13 protein-coding genes are annotated in these 17,110 nt (G+C 47.0%); 4 read left to right on the forward strand and 9 right to left on the reverse strand.

The annotated features are described in order from the left end of the window. Positions 1-251: 251 nt before the first annotated feature. Positions 252-2,003 carry a hypothetical protein gene (locus QUA42_RS02310; protein WP_333134733.1) on the reverse strand — a complete coding sequence of 584 codons (1,752 nt, stop codon included), beginning with the start codon at positions 2,001-2,003 and terminating at the stop codon, positions 252-254. A gap of 80 nt (positions 2,004-2,083) precedes the next feature. After that, positions 2,084-2,251 carry a hypothetical protein gene (locus QUA42_RS02315; RefSeq protein ID WP_333134735.1) on the reverse strand — a complete coding sequence of 56 codons (168 nt, stop codon included), beginning with the start codon at positions 2,249-2,251 and terminating at the stop codon, positions 2,084-2,086. Between the two features lie 126 nt (positions 2,252-2,377). Between QUA42_RS02315 and QUA42_RS02320 the strand changes: the two genes are divergently transcribed. Beyond that, positions 2,378-2,608, forward strand: a complete 231-nt coding sequence (locus tag QUA42_RS02320) for a hypothetical protein (RefSeq protein WP_333134737.1) — start codon at positions 2,378-2,380, stop codon at positions 2,606-2,608. A gap of 50 nt (positions 2,609-2,658) precedes the next feature. Continuing rightward, positions 2,659-2,871, forward strand: coding sequence for a hypothetical protein (locus QUA42_RS02325; protein ID WP_333134739.1), 213 nt, complete (start codon positions 2,659-2,661; stop codon positions 2,869-2,871). Between the two features lie 719 nt (positions 2,872-3,590). Here the strand turns inward: QUA42_RS02325 and QUA42_RS02330 are convergent. The 4 genes from QUA42_RS02330 to QUA42_RS02345 all read right to left on the reverse strand — a co-directional run bounded on the left by QUA42_RS02330 (position 3,591) and on the right by QUA42_RS02345 (position 6,428). After that, positions 3,591-4,058: an MgtC/SapB family protein gene (locus QUA42_RS02330; protein WP_333134741.1), complete on the reverse strand. Its 468-nt coding sequence runs from the start codon at positions 4,056-4,058 to the stop codon at positions 3,591-3,593. A 37-nt stretch (positions 4,059-4,095) separates the two neighbouring features. Next, entirely contained in the window at positions 4,096-4,752 is a 657-nt protein-coding gene (locus QUA42_RS02335) for a hypothetical protein (RefSeq protein WP_333036218.1), read from the reverse strand. Positions 4,753-5,033: 281 nt separating this feature from the next. Continuing rightward, complete coding sequence (locus tag QUA42_RS02340) at positions 5,034-5,999, reverse strand: BadF/BadG/BcrA/BcrD ATPase family protein (protein WP_333134743.1); 966 nt, start codon at positions 5,997-5,999, stop codon at positions 5,034-5,036. A 72-nt stretch (positions 6,000-6,071) separates the two neighbouring features. Further along, positions 6,072-6,428 carry a zinc ribbon domain-containing protein gene (locus tag QUA42_RS02345; protein ID WP_333134744.1) on the reverse strand — a complete coding sequence of 119 codons (357 nt, stop codon included), beginning with the start codon at positions 6,426-6,428 and terminating at the stop codon, positions 6,072-6,074. Positions 6,429-6,643: 215 nt separating this feature from the next. Here QUA42_RS02345 and QUA42_RS02350 point away from each other — a divergent pair, with 215 nt between their 5' ends. Both QUA42_RS02350 and QUA42_RS02355 read left to right on the forward strand, forming a co-directional pair. Further along, a complete protein-coding gene (locus QUA42_RS02350; RefSeq protein WP_006634797.1) occupies positions 6,644-6,970 on the forward strand; it encodes a phasin family protein in 327 nt (108 codons plus the stop codon). 299 nt (positions 6,971-7,269) lie between these two features. Continuing rightward, on the forward strand, positions 7,270-7,857 hold the full coding sequence (locus QUA42_RS02355) for an FKBP-type peptidyl-prolyl cis-trans isomerase (protein WP_333134746.1): 588 nt from the start codon (positions 7,270-7,272) through the stop codon (positions 7,855-7,857). A 96-nt stretch (positions 7,858-7,953) separates the two neighbouring features. Here QUA42_RS02355 and QUA42_RS02360 read toward each other — a convergent pair whose 3' ends face one another. The 3 genes from QUA42_RS02360 to QUA42_RS02370 form a co-directional block, all read right to left on the reverse strand. After that, positions 7,954-10,566, reverse strand: a complete 2,613-nt coding sequence (locus QUA42_RS02360; RefSeq protein ID WP_333134748.1) for a replicative DNA helicase — start codon at positions 10,564-10,566, stop codon at positions 7,954-7,956. Positions 10,567-10,733: 167 nt separating this feature from the next. Beyond that, the gene (gene rplI, locus QUA42_RS02365; RefSeq protein ID WP_333134750.1) at positions 10,734-11,192 is read right to left on the reverse strand and encodes a 50S ribosomal protein L9; all 459 of its coding nucleotides are present in this window, start codon (positions 11,190-11,192) and stop codon (positions 10,734-10,736) included. Positions 11,193-11,468: 276 nt separating this feature from the next. Next, positions 11,469-16,568: a PAS domain-containing protein gene (locus QUA42_RS02370; RefSeq protein ID WP_333134751.1), complete on the reverse strand. Its 5,100-nt coding sequence runs from the start codon at positions 16,566-16,568 to the stop codon at positions 11,469-11,471. Positions 16,569-17,110 lie beyond the last annotated feature (542 nt).

Genomic DNA, 17,110 nt, shown 5'->3' on the forward strand with positions numbered 1-17,110 from the left:
CTCATAAACCCGCCCCCACACAACTAATAACCTATATCAACCTTGACTTTTATCAAATGGAAAAAATGTACATTGAGGTTTACCCTTGAGAGGGGGCGGGTTTATGGGATTATTAGTTTTTGACGTAGATGGTTGATAAAACCCGCCCCTAAGAGAGCGCACATTATACAAAAACCAACCAACCTGACATGATATAACAACACAAAATGAATGGAAAATGTCACTGCAATTTTTCCATTCATTCTCACTTTTTAGGCTTTCGGCTCAACCCAAACGCTGATCCCTTCAACTCTCAAACCTTTGCCGCGAGTGCCGCAATATTGACCGTTAGCAGTAACAGGAGTATCGCCCACATTCTGAATGTGAGCCGTATAAAATACGTCATACTTATCAGCTTGCGGCCCGGTCAGGCGGGCGGCAAATCCCTCAATGCGCTTGGCTTTGCCCCGGAATCCAGCTAACTCCCCTTCCGAGATCCAAGCAGTATCGCCAACTCCTTCAACGTGAGCCATATACTGCAAATTTAAACCGGCAACGGGAGGCTCTATTTTAATTTGAAATCCTTCCACGCGGCGGCCTTGAGCTTTAGTGCCCGCGTATTCTCGATCGCTAAAAGTTCGATCGCCAATTCCTTGAATGTGCGCCAACACTTTTAAACCCACAGGCGCCACTGTTTGGGAACTCGCAGACTGCGCGATCCAAACTTTGATGCCCTCGATTCTCAAAGCTTTGCCGCGAGTGCCGCAATATTCGCCGTTGGAGGACACGTCGGTGTCGCCGATATTCTGAATGTGAGCGCTATAAAATACGTCGTACTTATCAGCTTGCGGCCCGCTCAACCGCACCGCAAATCCTTCAATTCGTTTCGCTTGACCCCGAAAACCTGCCAATTCTCCTTGGCTGATCCAAGGAGTATCGCCAACACCTTCGACGTGAGCCATGTACTCGACATTTAAGCCGGGAATTGGGGGGTCGATATTAATCGCAAATCCTTCGACACGGCGCCCTTGAGCTTTAGTACCCGCGTATTCTTGAGCACCGAAAGTTCGATCGCCAATTCCCTGAATGTGCACCAAAACTTTGATTCCCAAACCGCCCTCTACGGCCACCGCTGGTTGAATTTTCTGGGGTGCCCCAAAGATAATGTTCCCGGAACCGGTTGTCTGAAGAGACTTAGGTACTTCCACGCTGGGAACAATAATTACCTCGTGCATGGGGACAGAAGGTGCGGGGGATTCCAAAATCTGGATCTGTGGCGCAACTGTAACTTGTTTGGGTGCCACATTTCCTGACGGGATGACAATCACTTCTGGCAAAGGTTCGGCGCTGATTTTTTGTTCTGGCGCTGCTTTAAATGCGGGTTCGACTTTTGCAGGTGCGGCTTTTACCATCTCAGCAATGGTTAATTTGCCTCTGGAAATGGCTACGGCTATTTGTTTGCCAAAAGCGGCGCTGACTGTTTCTTCGAGAATGACCCACTGTTCGTCATCTAATTTGTCTTGCTGTTCCACCAGGGCGAGCACTGCTGAAACTGGGTGTTTGCCGCTGACTAAGGATTCTGCGTCAGAATGCAGTTGGGTTGGGGTTGATTCGGAAATCGCGCGTTGCAGTTCGCGCGCTTTGGCATGAACTGATTGTAAGGGTGCGAAGTCGCTTTGTTCGCGGTGGGCGATCGCCAATACTCGATCGATAACTTTCAATGCTGCGTCGCGAATTTCTGCTTTACCTTCAGAAGCTGCGGCAGTCTCGACTAAGTTTTGAATGTCTTTGAGGGAAGCAATTTCCCCCGGCGCGATCGCGGATTTGTTGAGTTCGAGAGCTTGTTTTTGGACTGCGGCAAAGTTGCGGCTGTAGGCTGCTACTTCTTGCAGCAAGCTGTCAGAGGGAGGAAGGCCGGAGTCTTGCAGTTGTTTTGCTGCCATTGACAGGCGATCGGCCAAATTAGCATAAGTTTCCGATAGTCGGGCTATTTGTTGTAGCAAATCTTTATGAGCTAGTTCCATATGTCTTGCCGTAAATATTTAACTTGCTGATTATAGACGTTGAGCGTCTTCCGAAGGTAGAAGGCAGTAGTCATTAGTCATTAGTCCGATGGAAGAAGAAAAATGCTCCCACTCTCCGACTCCCCCACTCGGACACTCTCCGACTCGCTCACCCAGACACCCGGACACTCTCCGACTCCCCACTCTCCGACTCCTCCTCTGGCATCCCCCGCGTGATCGCCGTCACAACCGTGCAAATACTTAGTCACACTCTCCGACTCCGGCTGTCACGAGTGGCCCGTAACAATGTCACACCTATCGAGCAATAGCCGTCACTGCTGATTCTGTGAAAACAGTTGATACTGAGGCTTGAACCAATAAAATTCCCAAGTGTTATGGTACTAATTCGCGATCTCGCCCAGCAAGCTGTGGCTCTAGGCTATCTAACCATTGAAGCCGAAAATCAACTGCGGCGGATGTTAACTACCACCAAGTATGACTTGGAAGACTTAAATGCTTTTATGGCTTTGCAACTAGCAGCTATGTCCGGAGGAGTGAAACAAGAGTCTCGCGAGCTGAAAAAATTTGAAATCTTTGGCGAGACGGCTTCCGAAACTTCCTGTTAGTAATTAGTTGGCTTTTGATTAGTTCAAATTTAGTAAGGGACATTCCTACCGTGCAGATTCGTGAAGTTGTAAAACAAGCTATTGCCGCTGGATATCTGAGTTTGGAAGCAGAAAATGAAATGCAGAAGGTTTTTTCCTCAGCAAAGTGTGATTTGGAAGATTTGAATGCTTTTATGAGCTTGCAGTTAGCTGCGATGGCGGGTCGGGTGAGGCAAGAGTCTTTGGAATTGATAAAAATGCCAATTTTACCTGATAGGAATTAATTTTTTATTCACTTATAGGGCAAGATGACTATTAATTTTTATACTCAATAAAGGCTGGTAAGGTATATTTTTTTTGCTAATTTATATAATAATTAATTTAAAAAATATTGGTATTTTGGTTCAATTCGGGTTGAGGAAATTTACTAAAATTGAAATAGATATTTAAATGAATATTTAAGTGGATAGTGAGGACTTCACTCGTCAAAGGTCAGGCTTGCATGACCAGACCTGTCAAGGTGTAGTCAAAGTGTTTGCTTGGTAACAGTTGAGCATTATTCTTAAAATATTATGTATTGTTAATACTCTATCAAATGGAGAAGATTTATCGATCGCCCCAAGCAGAGATTTCAAGCGTTTTAGCCACTTTGTAGGCGTTGCATAATTGCGGGATAATTTTGATTGTTTTTTTGTGGGATAGGCTCTCGTAGCCCGAAGGCGGGTATTTTCACAGCAGGGAACACCCCCAAATAATCATCCTCAAATTGTGTAACGCCCCTTTTTCACCTTCTTGACAGGTATGGCTGGGATGAGGGCAAACAATTTATGATCAGTGATTAACTGGACTGGGTATGAAGCAACTAATATTATTTACCCTCCATCGACCGCAATAAAATTAGTTGGTAGTGAGGACTTTAACCCTCATAAAACTCGCTCGTACTTCCGTCGTCAATACAAACGTTATAACGGTTATTATACCCACTTTTATATAATCACTGAGACTATTTCCTACGACTCCGACGCTCTAACTCTTTAATTACCCTCAGAACAAACAGCGACATTAAAGCGCCAATTAATGCGAGTTGCCACAACCCGCATCCTGCCGCAGTTCCTAAAGCTGCTGACACCCAAATAGCGGCGGCAGAGGTGAGCCCGTGAACTTCAACTTTGCCTATTTCCTGTTGATTTTGCCGCAGAATTTCTCCACCTCCCAAAAACCCAATCCCGGCAGCAATGCCTTGAATTACGCGCGCTACAGCATCTCCTCCGTTTTCATTTTTACCCATTGCCAGCGGCATTAAAACAAACAGTGCACAACCCATACTAACTAGCATATGAGTTCTCAAGCCCGCTGGTTTGTTTCTGAGTTGGCGCTCCCATCCAATAATTCCGCCAACAAACATGGCTAGGCACAACCTTAACAGTATGCCTAGCCAATTATCGGGAGACCACAAGTTAGCGTTCGACAATGTTTTACTGCAAATAATTAATCCGAAGATTCCAATATTAGCGGAGTACGATGTCCGATCGCAATCTCACTGCCAAATCTTGTTCCGGGCGAATCACGAGCACGTCAACGCTGCGCCGCCCCAACAATACTCCAGCTAAAGCGCCGATCCCAGCGCCTCCCAATACTTCTTCAGTCGCGATCGCTTTGTCGCCGGTAATGCCTGCGAGTGCTGCTGCTGCTGCTGCACCTAAGGCTGCACCTTGCGCTACTGAACCTGTGCCAGCACCTTTTTGGACTCTTTCGGTTCTGGTAATAATTCCTGAATTTCCGTCAATCCGATAGCGTTGGCGGCGGCTGATAATTAACTCTCTGGCAACAAATTGAGTACCACTTTGATTGCCTCTTCTGACAGGTTGTAGTGCCCCGACTATCTGGCTGCCTGCGGGGATTAATACTCTGCCTTGAGGTGTGCGGATGTCTTGCGCTACTGTTAAAGTTAAAGGTGCAGTTTCTTCGCGGGTGACAACTATTTTGTCTTTTTCATAGCTAACTGGAATTACACTGCCCGAGGGAATTCGGATGCTATCAAATTGGGAAATTCGTTGTTGAGCTTCTGCGGGAGTAGCTACCACCAGCGGCGCGCTGGTTCCCACTGTAATGCCCAGTGCGAGGATTGCTGCTGTTGCTGAACGCCATTTTTGAGAAGTAATCATATAAATTGTCTCCTTGCTTCAGTTTTTGTTTACTTAGGAACGCACTACTGCTAAATTTGTTTCTGGTTTCGCCTTCATCTGATGTTTTGATTATGGCAGGCTGGAATTCTAGAAGTTGGGAAGATAAGGTAGATAATCCAGAATTTTAAAATTTTGAAAAATAGATAAAATCGGCAAGAGTGGGAAGATAAGGAGGATAAAGGAGAGATTTCGGTTCATCGTCCCCCTTAGCCTCTAATTAGTTAAGGTGAAATCCCAGCACGAAGCCTCGGGACACGAGATTAATTGTTGAGAGCGTTTAAAGCCAACAATCCAGCACCGAAAGCTGGTTCGTATCGGGGCGAAATTACCTTAGCTTTTGGGGCGATCGCACTTATGGCCGCTTCAAACCGACCTCGGCAATTTGCCTCCCCGCCCCACACGCCTCCTACGATCACAATTTCAAATTCTTCTGTTTGGTTAAATAGCGCTGAAATGGCTATTTTTGTTGAATAGGTTAATTCTGCCACAGCATTATTGATAATGCTGTCAGCGACGCGATCGCCCTCTGCTGCTGCTCCCTCGACAATCGGCGCTAAAGCTGCAATTTCTTTGACTCCCCAACCGCGCCCGTAAACGACTTCTACCAATTCTTCTAGGTTATTGAGGCCTAAATGCTTTTGAAATTTTTCCGCAAGCACGGTAAAATCTTCGCGTCCGTCATAGAACTTCAAAGCAGCTTGCAAACCCTGAAGGGCGATGTTATATCCGCTGCCTTCATCGCCTAAAATATATCCCCAACCGCCAACTCGTTTAGTTTTCCCGTGACGGTTTTGCCCGAAAACAATCGAACCGGTTCCTGAAATAACGGCGATACCCACTGGATGGCCTGTACCGCCAGCAAGTGCGATCGCGCAGTCGCTGGAAATTACTATATTCCTGGGCAGGAAAGATCGGGTTACTGGTAAAGTATTCGTCAACTGCAAGTTCTGCACTACAAATTGCACTATTTCACGATCTTTTGGACGCCCGACGCCTGCTAGTCCCAGACCAATTGCTTCTATGTTGAGATTGCCTACAGCCTCGACCTGAGCGGACAGAACTGCTCGTTCGATCGCCAATTGAATGGATTGTTTGGCTGTCTCAATTCCCAGGGTTTGATAATTTGACGGCCCTGCTTCCCCCCGTCCTAAAACAAGGTGGTTGTCATCCATTAAAAGGCAGATAGTTTTAGTGCCGCCGCCGTCGATGCCGAATACGTAGCTCATGAATAATTTACAGAATAATAGAGCAACCCAGATTAACAGAGATATGTCTATTCTACGCTTTGTACAATCCGATTAAATCGACAGAGCAATGCTAATAATAATTAAACCTAATAAAGCTAACCAAACCAGATGGCGCTGGCACCAATTTTTGATTGATTGCAGCCCGTTGCGGCTGCTGTAAGGGATCGTCTGTGGCACAAGTGGCTCAGCTCGATCGTGATAAAGCGTGCATTCTTTGGCAAAGGGACGCTGCGGGTAGTTGCAAGTGTCGTCTTCGTGATAAATACAGGTAGTGCACAGAAATTCTTCGGGTTTTGATCGATAAAGAGGGATACCCGGATGACCGAAAGCTTTGAGGGGGATTTTGCAATGTGCACAGGCAAGTGCTTGGGCGTCTACAGGTTGGTGACAGCGGGGGCAATCAGGCATAGACAGCAGGGTGATGGGGTAATGTGGTGGGTAGGCTCATTAGGGGGTTTTCCGAACGCCGATTAGCGCGATCGGCTCGCCATCAGGCGGCTGGATGCTCCAAAATAGAAAGGTAGGTGTGCGCTGATGTAACTTTAAGTTTACAGATGGTTTCGCAGCGACAGCAGGCGACCTGAGCCGATCGGGTATGAAAGGGCAAACATTAGGAAAAATCTATGGATAACAATAGCAACTTACTCAAACAACTGGTAATGCTGGGCATTGGTACTACCTCTCTCGTAGCCGAGAAATTGCAGGAAGCTAGCGAGCAATGGGTCAAAGATGGCAAAATCAATCCTGAGCAAGCCAAAACCTTTGTCGATGACATGACTGAGCACCTCAAGTCTGAGCAGGGCAATTGGGATACGCAGTTGCAGCGGCAATTGCGGAATATTCTCCAAGATATGGGAGTTCCCCGACAGTCCGAAATGGATGAGTTGCGGGGAAGGCTCGATCGTTTGGAACGTCAGATGCGGGATTTAGAAAACCGTAACTGGCGCTGAGGTCGATCCTCTTCGTTGGCGCAGCCCCCGTAGGGGCGGGCTTCGCTAAGGCCCGCGAGGAGTTCGCTGCTATATTGTGATAAAATTGTCACCCAAAGGCAGAAGGCTAAAAAAGGCACTTATGTAGAAGCCACTTATGTAGAATTACAAACATTCTGACTTCATACTTTTGCCTTTAAAATTATCTGGAACCTGCCGTTTTTTGGTGGAAAAGTTCAGATAACATTTGGTAGTTCTTGTTGTACTAGATGTCTTAGATATCTAAGATATCGCGGTTAAAAGTATCAGGAGGATTAATTTTGCGAGGAGTTCTAGTCAGCTTGGGAGTAATGCTGGTTTGCTTTGTGTTTTTGATAGTCGCTCAAATGGGCGGTTCTGGGTCCCAAGCAGTTGCAGCCGAATTGAACAATCTTTTACCCGAGACTGCTATTGAGAAGTTGTCAGCGCAGTCTTTAAATGAAAATAACTTGCTAGTAGCTGATGCTACTTTACCCGAGGTACCAGCTACTATCGCTGGCAATAACATGACTGATAATACTGAGAACACTGTCACCACAGATTCAGGTCTGAAATATGTTGAATTGAAGCAGGGTGATGGGGCGACTCCAAAAACCGGGCAGACGGTTGTGGTACACTACACTGGGACTTTGGAGGATGGCACGAAGTTTGACAGTTCGCGCGATCGCAATTCTCCTTTTCAGTTCAAAATTGGCGTAGGTCAAGTAATTAAGGGTTGGGATGAAGGTGTCGGTACGATGAAAGTTGGAGACCGCCGCAAGTTGATTATTCCCCCTGACCTCGGTTACGGTGCTCGCGGTGCGGGCGGGGTGATTCCTCCTAATGCTACGCTGATTTTTGATGTGGAATTGTTAAAAATCGCTGGCTAGGTAGCTCAAAACCTAATTCAACGTAAAACTTTTACGGTGTTTAGAAACCCGGTTTTTTTATTAAGAAACCGGGTTTCTGTGTATCTCCTAGTTGATTTACGATCGCTTCGGAGATGCCAGATTGCGAAAGCAGGTATATTGGGCGTCAAATAATAGTTTGATGATTCCTGTGGGGCCGTTTCTGTGTTTGGTAATAATTACTTCTGCAATTCCGCGATCGGGCGAATCAGGGTTATAGTATTCATCGCGGTAGAGCATAATTACTAAATCTGCGTCTTGCTCGATCGAGTTGTGAACTATGATGTCATTAGCGACAAAATTATGCAGTGCAGGCACTGTTAAATCGTAAACCTCAGCTTCGCCATCAACTTCTATTGAGGCGATTTCATCCCAGTAAATATCGCTCTTAGATAAGAGGGCAAGTTCATCAGATTTAACAATTGTAGCTAATCTGAATGCTCGTTCCCGACCGAGGTTGTGTTTGTAAAGGGTTGTACCACAATATAAGTTGCCAAGCTGTGCTTGCATCTGGCGTGTAGTTAAACCAAATTGCTGCATAGCAGGAACAGCATACATTTTCCACACATCACGCGGTATGACATCTCTATTAGTATTGCTAGAACGAATTTCAATGTATTCTGCAATTTCTGTCAGAGCTTGCTGTTTGTAGTTACCTACTGCACCAATCAAATGAATAAACTTATCTAAATCAGGTCTTCCAGTAACCCAAACTTGATGTTGATCTCGCCCTTTCCCTGGCTGGGGGCTTAAAAATAAGCGGGCATTGATACCCAGTCTGAGTAAGAGTGACTGAACATCTCTTGCCAATTTTTCACTACTGGAAGCATAGTAAACACTAGGGTAATGACATTTACCCCTACCTGTTTTTATGCAACCATCAGTACACCAAAGATGGCGTAAAAATAAAGCTATTGCTTCTTGAGGCTGCTCAAATATTTGATTAGGGACAAACTTCTGGTGAGAACGCAGACCAAAAACACCTAAAGCATCTAGCCATTCAGTTACAGGATTCCTCACATTATGTGTGAGATGATAGGCGGCAGGAAGATAAACTTGATACCAATCACGTTCTTTACAAATACGAGGTATGATTCGCTCTCCAAAGACTTCTATTGCAAGATTTGCAACTGTATTGGCTAAATCTTCCTCTCTAGTAGTGTATTGAATAACGTGTCTAGGTAGAGTACATCCGTCTCCAATCAGGTGTGCTAGCAAGGCTATCTCGGCATTGTCCATCGATTGGATGAAAGAACTTGGTACGTATCTAGGTAGGGCAATGCGATCGCCTATTTTTAACTCGTCCAATCGCCGCCAGCCGTGAATGGTTAAGAACTTATGATTGCCAGTGGCTCTAATTGCCCGTCCCAAACGAGTTTGCAGTCGTAGTACAGGCTTAACACCTGTAGCAAAGGCATTGCTAACAACGGCTTTTTCTAACTGCATGGTGGCTTCATTGAGCGCCCAAACTGTGAAGTCAGATTTTCCTACTAATTCACGAATTGGTACGCGCACACCAGTATCTGCTAGCATTACTAAACTATCACCTGTTAAGCAGCCGCTTTCTCTCAAATCTGACATCATGGGCCGCTTGTTTGTCCTCGCTTCCACACCCCGACTCAACTGAGATAAGGCAATAATCGGCACGTTGAGTTCGCGGGCTAAACCTTTAAGACTTCGGGTAATTCGAGATAGTTCTTGCACGCGGTTGTCGCTGGTACCTTCCATTAATTGCAGGTAATCTAGCAAGACTAATCCTAGAGTTCCGCCTTGTTCTGCTTGGAGGCGGCGGACTTTCGATCGTATTTCTGTGACGGTAATATTGGGAGTATCGTCAATAAATAGTGGCAGTTCTGATAAATTGCCAATGGCTGTACTGATTGGTTCCCATTCGTTTTGACTGATTCTACCCGATCGCAATCGGTTGCTTTCTATTTTGGCCTCACTGGACAGGATGCGCTGCACTAGCTGTTCTTTGGACATTTCTAAGCTAAAAACGGCAACCGGCAATTTTTGCTGTCCAGCGGCGATGTGGTGGGCGATATTGGTACAAAAGGCCGTTTTGCCCATCGCCGGCCTTGCTGCAACGATGATTAAATCCGATCGCTGAAAGCCTCCTGTCATAGCATCTAAGTCATAAAAACCGCAGGGAATACCGGGAAGTGTCAGGCCTTCATTGCGATTTTCTAGGTCTTGAAATGTTTGGTTTAGTGTTTCGCCGATCGATACTAAATCCTGTTGCGGGCGTTCTTGAGTTATGCTGAAAATTTCTTGTTCGGCGCGGTCTAAGACTGTTTCTAGTGGTGTTGCCGTCTCGTAACCTAATTGTACTATGTTATTGCCAGCTTCGATTAATTTGCGGCGCTGATATTTGTCTTCAACTAAAACTGCATATTGGTCGATGTTGACTGCGGAAACTGTGCGATCGACTAATTGTGCTAATTTAGTTAGTCCTCCTACTTGCTCTAACTGGTTGCGGTCGGTTAGCGCAGTTGTTACCGTCATTAAATCGGTAGGTTGACCCTGTAAAAATAGCCCTAATGCCGATCGATAAATGACTTGATGAGCGGTGATGGCAAAAAACTCCGGCCGCAGCAGTTCGGCAATTCGGGAAATAGCTTCGGGGTCAATTAAAATCCCGCCCAAAATTGCTTCTTCTGCCTCTATATTTGTAGGCATCAAATCGCTCATTAGTCAATATTTCTCAGTCATTAGTTATTAGTTGCCAGTTATTAGTCGTCAGTTCTCAATCTGTAAGGAAGGCGTTACTCACTTCGCAAGTTAGCAGTGCTTAGTTGTTAGCTAATGACTAATGACTAACAACTAATGACTGATGACTGATGACTGATAACTCTTAATTACATCGGAACAACTTGAATATCAACTTCGGCGGTAACATCTGCGTGTAGTTTGATTTCAGCTTTGTATGTACCAGTTTGGCGAATTTCGGGCAGAGTGATGCCGCGCCGATCGACTTCTTGACTGGTAGAGTTGAAAATCAGTTCTGCTACTTCTTGGTTGGTGACAGTACCAAAAATTGCGTCAGCTTCGCCAACTTGCTTGGAGATGATGAAAGGCCCAGCCGATTCGAGGGCGGTTTTGCGGACTTCAGCTTGCTGCTTGAGCTCTAGCTGGCGCAGTCTTTCTTCTTCACGGCGGCGCTCTGCTTGCTTCAGAATGCCCGGAGTGGCTCTAAATCCCATTCCTTGGGGTACTAGGTAGTTGCGGGCGTAGCCCGGGGCTACTTCTACTACGTCGCCAGCTTTACCGAGTTTGCTGACATCTTTATTTAAAACTAATTGGACGCGCTTGGCCATGATCGTTGGTTGTGGGGTTTTAACTGCAACTTTTTATAATAGCGAAGTTTGAGGGGCGATCGCAAGGAAGAAGGAAGTTCGGCAACGGATTATTTAACGGATGTAACGGATATAACGGATGTAACGGATGGATGTTGAGATTCGAGGTTCGAGATTGGAGGTTCGAGGGAAGAAACAGGGATAATATTTTTAACGGGCAAATTCAGTTTGAAATTACGCCAAACGGGGTTGCTGTAATGAGCCCAATCAACTATAGTCCAATGTCTTACCGAGCACTCAGGCTTTATTTTCAAGGCGCTGGGCGACGATCGATCGCGCTACAGTAGCAACTAACTCAGTCGGCTCGATCGGCTTGGCTAAGTGTTTGTCAAATCCGGCTTGCAAAACTTGGCGCTGGTTCCCTTCTCCAGCATAGGCCGTTAAGGCGATCGCGAATAACTGCCGATACTCAGGCGGAAGCTGAGTGCGGATGCGATGGATCAACATATACCCATCCATCTGGGGCATTCCAATGTCGCTGACGAGCAAATCCGGCGCAGTTTGTTCGATCGACTCTAGCGCCTCAGCAGCAGATGACAGGGAAATCACCTCTGCACCCGCTTCCTCAAGCACGAAAGCGACAAAATCTCGCGAGTCGAGTTCATCATCTACCACCAAAATTCTCAATCCAGCTAGCGGCAAGGATGGCATATCGGGACAAGCAACCCCATGACGTTCTTCCTCCTCCTGCCTTCTAGAACCATCATTTAATAGCGGTAATCTCACCGTAAACGTCGCTCCTTGACCTTCTCCGGCGCTTTCTGCAAACACCGTTCCCCCGTGAAGTTCGATCAGTTGGCGGACGATCGCCAATCCCAGTCCCAAGCCGCCAAATTTGCGAGTTGTAGCGCCATCTTCTTGTCGGAAATGGTCAAAAACATAAGGCAAGAAATCGGGAAGAATACCTTTACCCGTGTCCGTGACTTGAATTTGAGCTTGGCGTGCGATTTGCCCTAATCGAACTTCTACTCGACCGCCTTCGGGCGTGAATTTCACCGCATTTGATAACAAATTCCACACAATTTGTTGCAAGCGACTTGTATCGCCGAGAACTTGCCCGACATCAGGATTTAAGATTGTTTGGATTTTAATTTTTTTAGCTTCTGCTGCTAATTGCACGGTTTCCACAGCAGATGGAATAATGGTTGCCAGATTCATCGGAGCAACATTTAATCTGAGTTTTCCTTGCAGAATCCGAGACACGTCAAGCAAGTCCTCGATTAATTGAGATTGCAGTCTGGCGTTGCGCTCAATCGTCTCAAAAGCCTTGGCAGTTTGAGCCGGCTTCAGCTTGCCGCCGACGAGCAGTTGCGACCAGCCTAAAATCGGATTTAAGGGCGATCGCAACTCATGAGAAAGCACCGCCAGAAACTCGTCTTTAATGCGGTTAGCTCGCTCGGCTTCCGCACGGGCAGTTTGTTCTAATTCGAGAACCCTATCGCGCTCGGTTTCGACTTGTTTGCGCTCGTTAATGTCGATAACAGAGCCGATATAACCCTCAAATTGTCCCCTTTCGGAAAATCTGGGAGCCGCCGCATCGATCGCCCAAGAATATCCGCCATCCTTACGTCCGACGCGAAATTCCACGCGGTAAGGTTCATGGCGTTCGTTGGCGGTCAAAAATGCGTTTTTGGCGTATTCTCGGTCTTCTGGATGCAGCGCATTTACCCAACCCAATCCCAAACCTGTTTCCTCAGTTTGACCTGTGAATTCATACCAGCTTTCGCTCAAGAAAGTGCAATAGCCTGTGGAGTCCGTTACCCATACCATAAAAGGAGCGTTGTTAGCCATATTGCGGAATCGTTCTTCGCTTTCTTGCAGCGCTGCTTCTGCTTGTTTGCGTTCTGTGATATCCCGACAGACAATCACTCCGCCTTTGATTTCGCTGCTAGCATCAACTACCGGATAACCGCTGATACTGATCCAGCGACCTTCGGAATCTTCGCGGCGCACAAATACCTCTACATCATTGACATATTCACCTTTGATTGCTCTGGCTAGAGGTAGTTCAGCGTTGGGGAAAAGGGTTTTTTTGTCATGCAAAAATAGTCCGTAGGTGCTCGACCATTCCTCATAGGATTTTTCATTCGATAGCGGGCCGAATATGCCTACGGCGGCTCGGTTAAACAACACCAACTCCCCTTGTTGGTTGGCCAAAATCAAACCATCACCAATGCTGTCAATAATTACTTGCAGTAACTTAGTTTGTTCTTGCAGGGCGACTTCTGCTCGTTTGCGATTTGTGATGTCGCTGGAGATGCCAATCAAGCCGATGACTTCTCCCGCCTGATTGCGGTAGGGAGCTTTCATTACCAGAAATGTCCGAATGCCATCGTGAGATTCTTCGAGGACTTCTGTTTGTCCAGATTCCATAATGCGCCGATCGTTTTCCGTGACTGTGACTGCAAGTTCTACTACTGGGTATAAATCGATATCGCGACCACCAATTACTTCAGAAGCAGGTTTGCCCATTATTTCCAGCGTGGCTGGATTTGCATAAATAATCTGTCCTTCTCGATCTTTGACAAAAATTGGCGTGGGCGCTGACTCGTTAATCAGATTCAAAATCGCATTCTTTTGCCGCAGTTCTTCTTCAGTGCGTTTGCGATCGCTAATATCGCTCCAATAAGCCGTAAGTCCTTCGGCTGCAGGATAGGCGCTCACTTCTATATACATCTGGAGCGACGGCGAAAACTCTTCAAACTTGACAGAAACTTGCTCGTTAACGACTCGATGAAATTCTTGATATAGCATCGAATTGGATTCTTTATCGGCGGGGAATAGCTCCCAGACCGATCGACCTAACAAGTCGGCTCTAGAGCGAGAAAGCAGTTTTTCTGCTGTGGCATTAACGTAGGTATAGCGCCATTGTGAATCGATCGCGATAAAGGCATCGGTAATACTTTCTATAATATTGCTGACTTGCTGGGAGGCCGCAGAGAGCGCGAGTTCAGCGTTTTTGCGCTCGGTGATGATTTCGCAAAAAATCATGATGCCGCCAATCTCATTGGTGTTGGTTCGCCAAGGATGAATTTCCCAGCGCACCCAGTCGATCGAGCCATCAGGGCGGGGAAACTGATCTTCTTGGCAGATTTCGACTTCTCCCGCCAGACAGCGCTGGTGGATTTGTTTGAAACGATCGGGCAAATTGGGAAAGATGTCGTAGTGCGATCGACCCACAATGTTTTGATCGCCGAGCCCGTAACTTGATAGCCAGCGGTCGCTCACCAGCATATACCGCATCTGGCGGTCAAACATCGCCACTCCCGCAGGCGAATGTTTGACGAACAGCCGCAGTTGTTCTTCCTGTTGCCGCAGCCGATTCTCTGATTGTTTGCGATCGGTGATTTCTTGGAAAAGTATGGCGACTTTGCGGCTGTGCGGCTCAGGAGTGCGGAACGCCGAAACCTCAAACCAGCGGTTGAGGACTTCCGATCCCTGCTCGAAGCGCAGGGGTTCCCCTGTCAGCGCGACTTTGCCGTAAATCTCAAACCAATAATCTTCGAGATCCGGAAGCATCTGGCGCGCTGTTTTACCCGCAGCTTGTACGAGCCCGGTTTGCTTCTCAAAAGCCGGATTGACTTCCAAAAAGCGGTAATCAATCGGCTTGTCGTTTTCGTCAAACAGCATTTCGATGACGCAAAAACCTTCGTCTAGGGACTCAAACAAAGTGCGATAGCGTTCCTCGGAACGGTGCAAAGCAGCAAGAGCTTGTTTGCGATCGCTAATATCCATACACGCCGCTACACAGCCGCGAACTGCACCTTGTTCGTCAAATAACGGCACCGCATTCACCAACCAATCAAAGGCCGCCCCGTCCTCGCGCACCATTTGAATTTCCACATCTCGCACTTCGACGCCGGAAGCCACGGCCAGTTGCATGGGGAGTTGTTCTCCCGGAATTTCCTGTCCGTTGCGGAGTCGTCTAAAGGGAAGGACTGCCGCTTGCTCTCCGGTTCCAGAAACATTGGTATCGGGCTGCACTTGCAACATCGACTGGGCAAACCGATTAGCGCGAATTACTTTACACTCTGGATCGTCGGCGATCGTAATACCAACGGGTACAGCATCAAGTATCGATTGCAGTTCATTAACTCGTCGCTCTAGTTCTTGGTTGAGCCGTTGAATTTCTTTTTTGGTAGCTTTGCGTTCGGTAATTTCATGCACCGTCACATTCACGCCCAAAACGCGATCGTCCTCGGCCCTGAGCGGATAGAGACTCAACAGCCAATCCTGTTCTACTCCGGGCTGTGCTGAGTTCGTCCTCCGAACTTCGAGCTGTTTGAGTGGAACTTTAGTTTCAATAACTTGTCGGTAAAGCGGCTCTAAATCATCTGCCATTTCTGGCAAGATTTCGCGCAGTGTTTTGCCGATGTGGGCGGCGACTGGAACTCGGTTAATTTCTGCTAGCCAATCGTTGAGGCGGACAAACCGCAACTCAGTATCGAGGAAGCAAAGTCCGATCGGCGCACTAGCATAAATCGCCTCGATTTCTGCTAGTTGTTGATGTGCCGTTTGCGCTTGTTTAATATAAGCAGCCCTAGCCGCTTTCTCCTCAGTGACATCTTGAAAATAAACGGCCAGTCCCGATGGGATCGGATAGGCTCGTACCGCATACCAAGCATTGAGCGGTGGATAAAAAGATTCAAAACTAACTGTAACTTGGAAGGTGGCGGCGTGGCGATATTTCTGCTCAAACAAACTGCCCACTGATTCGGGAAACTCTTCCCAAATCCTGTGGCCAATCACCTCTTCGGGGAGTCGATTCAGCCACCGCGCCGCTTGCGAATTGAGGTATGTAAATCGCCAGTCTCGATCCAAAGCAAAGAACCCGTCCGAAATACTTTCGAGGGTGTCTGACAGTTGTGGCGCGGGCGCGTTACAGACTGGTTCGGGCTGAGGTTGAGCGATAGGAGTGAAGGTTGTTACTACCGCATAGGGAGTCGATCGATCTCCTTGAAATAAAGGTTGAGAATTGAGCGTTAACCAAATCAATTCTCCCTGTGGTCGATCGAAGCCCATGATGACATTTGAGCATGGTTGCCCGGTTTGCAGCGCCACCATCGCCGGATGTGTCTCGCCGGGAAAATCCGAGCCATCTTTACGCAGAGTCTGCCACCTACTGTTGATTGAAGTGCATAAGAGCATCTGTTGTGCTGTCATCCCCAACAGATCCTGGGCGTGAGAATTGCACCCCTGAATGCTACCATCTGCCAATTGCAGAACCATCCCTACATCAGTTGGCCAAGGCGCGGCTGGGTAGAACGCTTTGTTAGAATCCGTTGAAACAGAGGGGTCGATTTTTGCTTGGGGTTCAGTATTGCGTGGGTTTTGCATCGGTTTCTAACAACGCTCATTTTACTTTGGGCAAAGCAAATCGCGATCAATAATAGGGAAATAACCAGAGGAACTTTTGATTTGAGTAGGGTGACACTTCAAACCTAAGATGGATGTCGATCGTTGTGCGGTAATATCGATATCTAGACAATTTATTTTATCGTAGAGTCCCACGTCTGAACCATTGGCGGGATTCAGCACAGGTGACGAGGAATTTTCTGGCTGTTTCAAATGCCAGGTTAGTCCGTCTCATTATTTTTCGCGTTGCTGCATATTACCAATGGCTGTTGCTCGTTTTCGGGCGCGTACAGATGGCACTTGCACACAGATAAATAAGTAGATGAAGCTTGAAAATACATAACCCCTCTCTCGCAGCGAGTGAAATGAAGCAATCGCTCTTGTTATGCCCGCCTTACATTCTGTTACATTGTAAAGTTTATTGGCGCCTACCTACTTAGAAACCCCGTTTCTTTGTGTAAATCTAACCGGAAATTTAGGCAAGATTTTGTTCGTCTCAACGGTAAACGGGCGATCGCATTTAC

The sequence above is a fragment of the Microcoleus sp. Pol11C2 genome, from assembly GCF_036701505.1.
GTDB lineage: Bacteria > Cyanobacteriota > Cyanobacteriia > Cyanobacteriales > Microcoleaceae > Microcoleus.